The following is a 2,552-nucleotide window of genomic DNA, read 5'->3' as shown; positions in this document are numbered from 1 at the left end:
ACCACAAATCCGACCGCGCTGGCGAGTCGGGGGTTGACGGGAGGATGGAAGGTGATAGAAGTATTGAAAGCGCGCTGAGTCGGTCGGATTGGGTGTGCTGAGACGTTCGCTTGGAATCGCATTAATAGGACGATTTCTTCTGCTTTGACGAGGCAGTGGAACGCTGGTTTCTTTGAGGTGAACTCCAAGTTGGTTCCTCGGATTTGTTCTAGATGGTTTGATTGGATCGACGTTGGTTTCGAGGTCAATGATGAGGTGAGATTCGCTAGGCAGGGGAGGGAAGGCGTTCAGGATTTTGTTGCCATCACGGGGTTTTGACGAAGTCCGGTGACAAGGCAGTGCTCTTCAGGCGACAGGGAAGGATTTATTGACGAGGCTCGAACGAGGGCATCCCGTCATAGAAGTTTCGGAGGTTTTCGAAGAGCTCGGATATTGCTATATTCTGGCAGCGAACAATGCGCAGCACCACAAATCCGACCGCGCTGGCGAGTCGGAGATTGACTGGAGGAGGGAACGTGATAGAACCAGTGAAAGTGCGCTGAGTCGGTCGGATTGGGTGTGCTTGAACGTTATCCAATGAAAGCATTGCGGACTTTGCATTGTTTTGAATGGCGAGTTCGCGGTGACAAATGCTCTGTGACAACGTTTTGCGCGGTAGGCGAGTTCGGCGTATCGGTTCGGTGGCTGGCAGTGCGCGGCAGGCGAGTTCGCAGTTGATGGTTTCTGTGGTTGGCAGTGGAGAAATTTGGCGAGTTCGAGGTGACGAAGGTTCTACGCGAAGGGTGATTCGGAGTTTTGACGAAGCTTGAGGTCATCGAGTTCGAGGCTTTCTTGCTCTTACCCTTCTGACTTCGGACCGTCCTGGATAACATACCGCAGCACCACAAATCCGACCGCGCTGGCGAGTTTGGAGTTTGATTGGAGGAGGGGAGGTGGTAGAAGTAGTGGAAGCGCGCTGAATCGGTCGGATTGGGTGTGCTTTAACGTTCGGCTAAAAATGGATCTGCTCCCTCTGCTTGGAAAACATCTCAAAGACAACGAGTTGATCGACCTTCTAGAGGATTACGATGTGGAGGTCGTTTACAGTTATGACCGCCTAAAGGAGAATCAACCTGACGAATATTGGGCGTCGATTCCCGAGCTCGGAATTCAGCTCAATTTCGACGAGAATCAGATTCTTAATACCACGTTTATTTTTCTGGAGAAGAAGGACGGCTTTGAAATTGCGGACTTTGGTGAGTTCCCGTTACCCAAATTCAGCTCGAAGAAGGCAATGAGGCAATATGCAGAGGATGAAGGAGTCCCTTATGTCGAAGGACAAGGTGACTTCTTCGGTAAACCTTACGATTGGCTCCGTCTTGACTATCCTGAATACAAGCTTCATTACGATTTTGGGGGAGGACGTCTTAAGCAGATTAGCTTGTCTACGAGCTAAAAGAACCGGTGCCGAACAATGCGCAGCACCACAAATCCGACCGCGCTGGCGAGTTGGAGGATTGACTGGAGGAGGGAGCGTGGTAGAAGTAGTGAAAGTGCGCTGAGTCGGTCGGATTGGGTGTGCTAAAACGTTCGCTTGGAATCGTATTATCTGGACGATTCTTTCTGCTTTGACGAGGCAGTGGAACGCTGGTTTTTTCGAGGTGAACTCCAAGTTGGCTCCTCGGATTTGTTCCAGATGGTTTGATTGGACAGACGTTGGTTTCGGGGTCGACGATGAGGTGAGATTGGCCAAGCAGGTGAGGGAAGGCGTGCAGGTTTTTGTTGCCGTCACGTGGTTTTGACGAAGTCCGGTGACAAGGCTTTGTTCGTCAGGCGGCAGGGAAGATTTTATTGACGGGGCTCGAACGACGGCTTCCCGTCATAGAAGTTTCGGCGGTCTTCGAAGAAATCGGAAATTGCTATATTTTGACAGCGAACAATGCGCAGCACCACAAATCCGACCGCGCTGGCGAGTCGGAGATTGGCTGGAGGAGGGAGCGTGGTAGAAGTAGTGAAAGTGCGCTGAGTCGGTCGGATTGGGTGTGCTTGAACGTTCGGCAGAAAGTAGACGGACCGTTGTGTTAGAATTCGTATTCGAGAGGGACGTTGTTGGACACTCGAATTCCTAAATCCAGCGGAACGATGTTAGAGGTAGTTCCTGACCACTCGAATCGGCGGCAAGCAGGATTTTAAGCTGCGAAGTGATTCCACATCGTTCGAATGTGGGCAAGTTCGAGTTTTAATCTCCGAAGGGAACGACAGAGACGATGCGGAGAAGGGCGAGTTCGAGACCAGAAGAGGCGGTGTTTTGTCGGTGAATCTGGGTTCTTGATGGGCTAGCTCATTGATGGCAGGTAGGGCAATAAGTTGGCGATGGCGAGGTGACGAAGGCTCATTTTATTGGCGTGGGGAGACGTTCTTCGAGGTGCTGAATATCAGGAGTTTAGGCCTGGGGAACGGTTTCACTCGTGTCGGTGCCGAACAATGCGCAGCACCACAAATCCGACCGCGCTGGCGAGTCGGAGGTTGACTGGAGGAGGGAAGGTGGTAGAACTGTCGAAAGCGCGCTGAGT

1 protein-coding gene is annotated in these 2,552 nt (G+C 51.8%); it reads left to right on the top strand.

From position 1 onward, the window contains the following. Window positions 1-997: 997 nt before the first annotated feature. Window positions 998-1,435 (top strand): hypothetical protein, encoded by a 438-nt coding sequence (locus tag IE099_RS20445; RefSeq protein WP_189574637.1) that lies wholly within the window; start codon window positions 998-1,000, stop codon window positions 1,433-1,435. Window positions 1,436-2,552 lie beyond the last annotated feature (1,117 nt).

This window comes from Roseibacillus persicicus (genome assembly GCF_014651675.1).
GTDB classification, from domain to species: Bacteria; Verrucomicrobiota; Verrucomicrobiia; order Verrucomicrobiales; family Akkermansiaceae; genus Roseibacillus; species Roseibacillus persicicus.
Note: the sequence above shows the minus strand (reverse complement) of the source record. Positions and strands in the feature narration are given on the sequence as shown.